This window comes from Paenibacillus glycanilyticus NBRC 16618 (assembly GCF_004000805.1).
GTDB classification, from domain to species: domain Bacteria; phylum Bacillota; class Bacilli; order Paenibacillales; family Paenibacillaceae; genus Pristimantibacillus; species Pristimantibacillus glycanilyticus.
The window spans coordinates 109,013-116,115 of sequence record NZ_BILY01000019.1 but is presented as its reverse complement, the minus strand read 5'-3'; the positions used below and the strand labels follow the sequence as shown (position 1 = coordinate 116,115).

Annotated in this window: 7 protein-coding genes; 6 read left to right on the top strand and 1 reads right to left on the bottom strand. The window is 45.1% G+C overall.

The annotated features are described in order from the left end of the window. The first annotated feature begins 99 nt into the window (after positions 1-99). Positions 100-1,089: a Gfo/Idh/MocA family protein gene (locus PGL01S_RS16860; protein WP_127495747.1), complete on the top strand. Its 990-nt coding sequence runs from the start codon at positions 100-102 to the stop codon at positions 1,087-1,089. 54 nt (positions 1,090-1,143) lie between these two features. Here PGL01S_RS16860 and PGL01S_RS31135 read toward each other — a convergent pair whose 3' ends face one another. Next, positions 1,144-1,641 carry an SEC-C metal-binding domain-containing protein gene (locus PGL01S_RS31135; RefSeq protein WP_201008468.1) on the bottom strand — a complete coding sequence of 166 codons (498 nt, stop codon included), beginning with the start codon at positions 1,639-1,641 and terminating at the stop codon, positions 1,144-1,146. Between the two features lie 181 nt (positions 1,642-1,822). Between PGL01S_RS31135 and PGL01S_RS16850 the strand changes: the two genes are divergently transcribed. From PGL01S_RS16850 to PGL01S_RS16830, 5 genes are all read left to right on the top strand, one after another. Next, on the top strand, positions 1,823-3,061 hold the full coding sequence (locus PGL01S_RS16850) for an aminopeptidase (RefSeq protein WP_127495746.1): 1,239 nt from the start codon (positions 1,823-1,825) through the stop codon (positions 3,059-3,061). A 20-nt stretch (positions 3,062-3,081) separates the two neighbouring features. Further along, positions 3,082-3,357, top strand: a complete 276-nt coding sequence (locus PGL01S_RS16845; RefSeq protein WP_116393613.1) for a YqkE family protein — start codon at positions 3,082-3,084, stop codon at positions 3,355-3,357. 178 nt (positions 3,358-3,535) lie between these two features. Then, positions 3,536-4,159: a ribonuclease H-like YkuK family protein gene (locus tag PGL01S_RS16840; protein ID WP_127495745.1), complete on the top strand. Its 624-nt coding sequence runs from the start codon at positions 3,536-3,538 to the stop codon at positions 4,157-4,159. A gap of 171 nt (positions 4,160-4,330) precedes the next feature. Continuing rightward, positions 4,331-5,065 carry a metallophosphoesterase gene (locus tag PGL01S_RS16835; protein ID WP_127495744.1) on the top strand — a complete coding sequence of 245 codons (735 nt, stop codon included), beginning with the start codon at positions 4,331-4,333 and terminating at the stop codon, positions 5,063-5,065. A gap of 135 nt (positions 5,066-5,200) precedes the next feature. Further along, positions 5,201-7,078: an ATP-binding protein gene (locus tag PGL01S_RS16830; protein WP_127495743.1), complete on the top strand. Its 1,878-nt coding sequence runs from the start codon at positions 5,201-5,203 to the stop codon at positions 7,076-7,078. Positions 7,079-7,103 lie beyond the last annotated feature (25 nt).

Below are 7,103 nucleotides of genomic sequence, written 5' to 3'. Positions count from 1 at the left end.
CAATTCATTGGAGTCAGCAGACGTACTTGGTACGTAGGGCCGGCTTTTTTTAGTTTATGGACAATTATGGACAACTTAAAGATGAAGAGGTGAATTCTTATGCTGCGTATTGGGATTATTGGCTCTAACTTTATTACGGAAACGTTTATGAATGCAGCACGCCAGGTAGATAAGGTTGAAGTAACGGCGCTATATTCGCGTACGGAGGAGCGTGCAATGGCTTATGCGGATGCACAGGGCATTCCTCATACCTTCACGGATCTGAAAGAGATGGCGCAAAGCAATCTGATTGACGCAATTTACATAGCAAGCCCGAATTCGCTTCATGCCGAGTATGCAATTACATTTATGAAGCATGGGAAGCATGTGCTTTGCGAGAAACCTCTAGCTTCCAAAGCTGCTGAAGTGCAAGCCATGTTCGAAGCGGCGCGGGAGAATAAGGTGCTGCTGATGGAAGCCATGAAGTCGACCGTGATGCCTAACTTTGACGCGGTTCGCGAGAATCTCCACAAGATTGGCAAGGTACGTACTTTCTTTGCTTCGTTCTGCCAGTACTCTTCCCGCTATGACAAATACAAAGCAGGAGAAGTGCTTAATGCTTTTCTGCCGGAATTGTCGAACGGCTCCTTGATGGATATCGGAACATATTGCATATACCCGCTTGTCGTGCTGTTTGGCAAGCCGGATAGCGTCAAGGCTAGTGCGGTTATGCTGGAGTCCGGCGTGGACGGCAAGGGCAGTCTAATCCTGAATTACGGGGATATGGAAGCCGTCCTGCTGCATTCGAAGATCTCGAATTCGAATATGCCTGCTGAAATTCAGGGCGAAGAAGGCAATATGGTTATCGAGAGAATCAGTCAGCCGGCCAGCGTTCGGATCCAATACCGTGACGGGCGTCCTGAAGAGAACATCAGCAGACAGCAAGCGGATAATTCCATGGTATACGAGATTCAAGCTTTTGCCGAGCTTATTGAACGCGGCGAGCTTGAATCGCCGGTTAACTCCTATGCCAACTCTCTTGTTGTCATGGAGATTATGGACGAGGCACGCCGCCAGATCGGGCTTGCATACCCTGCGGACAAGAAGTAAGCTCATAAAAAAAGCAGGCTGTTCCGGATGAAAAGTCCGAAACAGCCTGTTCGATTATTGAGCAACCGCTTCCGGGGTCGGCTCGTTTTGCTCCAGCTGCTGCATAAGGAAGCCGGAAAGCTCCTGATAACGCTTAGTGATCGTAGCAGCGGATACTTCATATTTTTCGGCAAGATCGTTTTTGCTCTTACCGGATTCGGTAACCTCACAGACCATATATTCCAACGCCGCACAGAATGCGCCGGATTTGCGATACGATGGTTTCGTCATATTCGTGAAATCATGCCAGATCATAACCGCCATTGCGATATGGTTAGGCTTGTAATCCTGTTTCATGGAAGCAATAAGTTCATGCGCCAGTTCTGCATATTGCGGATTAGCCCACGTGGATTCGTGGTCAACCAAGTGAACCAGTTCAGCTTCTGTAAAATGACGAATTGCATTGGAGGCTTTGCTTGTTCTAGCCGATTGTTCGTCCTTCGACATGCAGCACTTTTTATATTTCAAGCCGCTGCCGCAGTGACATTGTTCATTTCTACCTAGTTTAGACATAAGAGCTCCTTCGTGCGAAAATCTTTTATGCAAGAGTACATTCCTATATAATAACATAAAAAGAGGTATGGAAAAACGAAAAACCTTCATTTTCCATTCTTTTCGTCCGGGGTAATAAATACGCCCGGGACAAGAAGCAAAGAATAGTCATTATACATATTTAGAAAGGTGTGAATGAGCGATGACAAACGTTGCATTCGTTAACAATTTAACCAAGTACGCTGAACTAATCGTACGAGTAGGCGTTAATGTACAAAAGAACCAGGAGGTATTTATTACAGGGGCTATCGATCAAGCTGACCTTGTACGGCTTGTTGCCGAGCAAGCCTATTTGGCTGGAGCAAGCAATGTCCATGTCGATTGGACGGATGACAGCTTGTCGCGCCTCAAATACGAGAAGGCTGCCGATGAGGTATTTACCCGTTTCCCGGAATGGGAGACCGCCAAACGGAATTCCTTCGTTGAGCGTAATGCCGTATTTATCTCCATCGTTTCTTCCAGCCCGGATCTGTTGTCGGGCATTGACTCGCAGCGAATTGCCAACTTCCAAAAGGCTGCTGGCCAAGGACTGCAAGCATTCCGCAGAGCGGTTCAATCCGATAAAGTGAGCTGGACCGTTGTAGCCGCGGCCGGTAAAGCATGGGCTTCCAAAGTATTCCCGAGCGTTAACGAAGAAGAAGCCGTCAACCAGTTATGGGAAGCGATCTTCAAGGCGGTACGCCTCCACTCGGAAGACCCGGTGAAAGCATGGGAAGAGCATAACGCTACTCTTCATTCCAAAGCGCAAGCGCTCAATGAGAATCATTTTGTAAAGCTGCATTATACGGCTCCTGGTACGGATATGACGATCGAGCTTTCGGATAAGCATATTTGGGTTGCCGCAGGCAGCGAAAACCAGAACCATGTTTCCTTCATGGCTAACATGCCGACGGAGGAAGTATTTACGGTACCGCAAAAGACCGGGGTTAACGGTTATGTGTCCAGCACGAAACCACTCAGCTACGGCGGCAATATTATCGATAACTTCAGGATTACGTTTGAAGCCGGCCGGATCGTAAAGGTAGAAGCAGAGCAAGGCCAGGAAACTCTTCAAAAGCTTGTTGATACAGACGAAGGCTCGCATTACTTGGGTGAAGTTGCGCTTGTGCCGCATGAGTCGCCGATTTCGCAATCGAATATTCTGTTCTATAATACTTTGTTTGACGAGAACGCATCGAACCATCTGGCAATTGGCAGCGGTTATGCGTTTAATATCGAAGGCGGGAAACAAATGTCTCCGGAAGAGCTGGCCGAGAACGGCGTAAATGCCAGCATCACGCATGTTGATTTTATGATTGGATCCGCTGAGATGGATATTGACGGCATCAAAGCCGATGGAACAATCGTGCCGATCTTCCGCAAAGGGAACTGGGCATTTTAAGAACGGTAGGTGAGGATGAAATGGCGAAGAAGAAAAGAACGGCACCTGCTGCGAGCCACAGGGCGAATACAAGCCCTCAGCAGGAGCAGGGGACAACGTTAAAGGATATGCTTAGCGCTGACGTGCTGCAAAAGCTTAAAGCCCAATCTGACGAGATGAAGGCGGCTGAGGAGCAGCGGAAGCAGAAAGCGCGGACGGAAGCCGAGGAGGCCCGCAAGAAGGAACAGAAGCGCCTGGAGAGCGATATGGGCTATCTGCTGGAGAACAGCAAGCTGGATTGGCGAAAATATAAATAAGAGCAGGGAAGAGGCCTCTAAGCCGCGAGACAACGCGGTTTAGGGGCCTTTTCTTTTTTTGGGTAAGGCAGAAACGCGCTTGTCATCATATAACTATTAATAATAATATACAACTCCTTTCGCATAGGCATGGTATAGAAGAACGGGATTTTGGCGATTGCTGAGAGAAAGGGCTGAAATGTACATTGTACAGGTGACGACGATGAGAAAAAATTTATCGGGTAACAAGCTCCTTCTTCCGGAAGAGCTGCGGTTCCAGAACGTGACGGAGAGCAGGCTTACGATTCATGAGGTGTACGATCGCATATTGAATTTTATGGCGAGTGATCCAAGGGCGGCTTATCATTTTGTCATTGGGACAGACAGCCAAGGTTTTAACGGATATACGAAGTTCGTAACAGGCATCATTATCCGGCGGATGGGGAAAGGCGCTTGGGCTTGTTACAGGCAGGTTGTTGTCCCGCGCGAGCTGACCTCCCTGAAGGAGAAGCTGACGATGGAGACGGCTTTGTCCCAGGAGGTTGCCTATTATTTCGTGGATGGCGCTATCCAGCGGATGGAAGAGGTGCTGCTGCCATTCGTTTACCAGGGAGCTTCACTTGATTTGTTTATCGATATCGACGCAGGTACGGAACCAACGATTAATAAGACATCGCTTTATGTAGAAGAGATGATCGACCGGGTAAAGGGGATGGGAACGTATCTGGCAAGAGTGAAGCCGGATTCCTACGCGGCATCGGCTTATGCCAACCGCCATACGAAGAAGCCTGTCCGATTCAAAAAGCGCCAGGGTCTTGTTTAAGTAGACGGCGTTTCTTTTTTTTCAACAAGATGAACAAGGTTTAGCTTAACCGGGAACAGGACAAGTTCTTAAGCAGCCGCAGGCCTTATGGCCTGCGGCTTTTTTACGTTTCGGAAGGTTTTTTTTCGATAGCTGTAGAATGAAATACGTATAGGGGAAGGATGGGATGTCATGGGAAAGGAAAGGACGCTAGTCATTAGCGATATTCATGGGTGTTACGATGCTTTTAACCGGCTGCTCGAGCGGGTTAATTACGAGCCGGTAAAAGATCAGCTCATTTTGCTAGGAGATTTCGTCAGCAAGGGGCCGGACAGCAAGATGGTTGTTGAACAATCGGCTAGCCTGGTCCGGGAGCATGGTGCCATTGCGGTTCAAGGCAATCACGACGAGCGTTTCGTGGATATTGTCCGCAACAAAACCAAAGAGGCAAGGGAGAAATTCTTCCGCCATGGCGGCCGTCAGACCGTGTACAGCTATCTGAAGGGAAGCGATATGACGGGCAGCGAGGAGGATCTGCTGAACAGGCTTAGAGAGACGGTTCTCGAGCGTTATCCTTATCACGCGGATTTCCTCGAGCAGCTTCCTTATTACTACGAGGATAAGCATTTCATCTATGTGCATGCGGGACTGAATCCGAAATACCGGAACTGGAAGGAACAGCCGAAGAGGGATTTCTTATACATTAAGGATTCGTTCCACAGGGCGGATACGGTGGTTGATAAAGTAGTCGTGTTCGGCCATACGAAAACCGTTGATCTGCATGGCAGAGCGGATGTCTGGTACGGCAAAGGCAAGATTGGAATCGACGGAGGTTGTGCCAGCGGCCTTCAATTGAACGCGCTTGAGATTATCGGCGAAGAGGTACGGTCATTCTCGGTGCCTGCAAGAAGAGCAGCGATATCATAGTAACAATCTGGAGCGGATATTCCGCTCCTTTTATTTTTAAGATTTTTAATATATAAGAGAAAGGTGAAGGATATAATCGAAAAATGTCGAACTTATGAGTAATAAGAACTATTTTCCAATATTTGAGGTGTAAAGATGAAGGCCTTTCTGAAGTATACGATTTTCATTTTATTATCTATAATAGTCATCACTTCAATAAGCCCCACGATCACCTTTGCGAATACAGAAGAATCAGCGTCGAAAATACGAATTACAGAGTGGCAGCTTCATCCGGGGAATGATGAGGATAACAAGATACCGCCTGCCGATGGCTGGATTACCGTGAAGGAAAACGAGAAGGAGCCGGTGTTGCCGAAAGGGACAAGTTCCATGTGGGTTAAAATTCAGCTGCCAGCTGAGTCTAAAGCACATACAGGGTTGTTTGTTGATAAAGCCTACGCGCAAAATGTTTATGCTTTTATGGATGGAAGTATGATTTATGAATCAACCAGGAATCACTACTATGACGTAAATAAATTTGTTATTCCTTTAGATAATTCAATAAATGAAACCCTTTACATTCATCTAGTGAACGACACAGGTAATATTGGTATTAAAGGATTTATCCTAAGTGACTATACAAGCTTGTATCGTTCGATGTTCTTAAATGAGATACCCGATATTATTTTAGGTGCAGCGTTTATATTTATTGCAGCAATTATGTTTTTCTGTATGATTTTCCTTAAGAAAGTTCATGTGTCAGGTTGGAAATCTCTCAGCTTAATTATTTTATCAATTGGTTGTTTGTTAATCTTTTATTCACCTTTTTTATACACGGTATCAGGTGAGTATGGAAGCTTTTATGCCACTGGTATAGATTTGTCATCAAATGTTTTTTTGCCTGCATTATTTTTCTTCTTAGAGACCATATTCGGAAAAGGGAAATACTCCTTAGTTCGTATATTTAAACAATATGCTCTATATGCTGCCGCGCTATCCTCCATCGGGCTTGCAATTACTATTTTTTCAGATAATGCCTTTTATCCAATATATTACTCTATTTCAACTGTTTTGTTTGCTTTAGGCGTTGTTGGAGGAAGCCTAACTCTTATAGGCATTTTAGCGGCTTATAGCATTAAAAAGCAGAAGGATGCCATTATTCTCTCTTCGGGGTTAGGTTTATTTATCTTGTGTGGACTCGGAGATATAATTCAGTATTATGCCCAATCTAAGAACTATGAGTTTACACTCTGGAAATGGGGTATCGTCTTCTTCGTATTTACTTTGGTTGTTGTGCTTGGCAGGCAAATAGTAATTAGCTTTGAAAAGGTAATTACCTATTCCAGGCAGCTTGAGATTTATAACAATGAGCTGCAGCGGTCAGACAAAATGGATATGATTAGTCAACTAGCTGCTTCTGTGGCACATGAAGTACGCAATCCTCTGCAAGTTACAAGAGGCTTTTTGCAACTGCTTGAAGAAAAAAGTGAAGATCATAAAGAGAAAAACTATATGGTACTTGCCATTAACGAACTTGATCGTGCTTCTGAGATTATTACGGACTTTTTAACCTTTGCAAAGCCACAGCTTGAGCATGTAACGGTATTAAATATTGCGAATGAGTTCAAGCATATAGGAAGTATTCTTATTCCCTTAGCTAATTTACAAGGCGGTCAGATAAGGCTTAGCATTCCAGAAGATTTGCATATTCAAGGGAATTCTTCGAAATTCAAGCAAGCATTTATCAATATGATCAAAAACAGTATTGAAGCATTAAATGGAGATGGTGAGATTGAGATTAATTGCTATAAGGAAGAGGAGCGTGTGGTGATCCAAATTAAAGATAATGGGGAAGGGATGACAGAAAATGAGCTTGCCAAGCTTGGCGAGCCTTACTACTCAAATAAAACAAAGGGTACTGGTCTTGGCCTTATGGTTACGTTTAGCATTATAAAAGTGATGCAAGGTAATATCGTATTCAAAAGTCGTAAAGGCGTTGGAACAGAGGTTGAGGTTACTTTCCCAGCAGCTTAATAATAAGAACCAAAAAACCACTCCG

Excerpts from the sequence above, each read along its gene's own strand:
- PGL01S_RS16860 (WP_127495747.1), top strand. The coding sequence starts at position 100 with ATGCTGCGTATTGGGATTATTGGCTCTAACTTTATTACGGAAACGTTT.
- PGL01S_RS31135 (WP_201008468.1), bottom strand. The coding sequence starts at position 1,641 with ATGTCTAAACTAGGTAGAAATGAACAATGTCACTGCGGCAGCGGCTTG.
- PGL01S_RS16850 (WP_127495746.1), top strand. The coding sequence starts at position 1,823 with ATGACAAACGTTGCATTCGTTAACAATTTAACCAAGTACGCTGAACTA.
- PGL01S_RS16845 (WP_116393613.1), top strand. The coding sequence starts at position 3,082 with ATGGCGAAGAAGAAAAGAACGGCACCTGCTGCGAGCCACAGGGCGAAT.
- PGL01S_RS16840 (WP_127495745.1), top strand. The coding sequence starts at position 3,536 with ATGTACATTGTACAGGTGACGACGATGAGAAAAAATTTATCGGGTAAC.
- PGL01S_RS16835 (WP_127495744.1), top strand. The coding sequence starts at position 4,331 with ATGGGAAAGGAAAGGACGCTAGTCATTAGCGATATTCATGGGTGTTAC.
- PGL01S_RS16830 (WP_127495743.1), top strand. The coding sequence starts at position 5,201 with ATGAAGGCCTTTCTGAAGTATACGATTTTCATTTTATTATCTATAATA.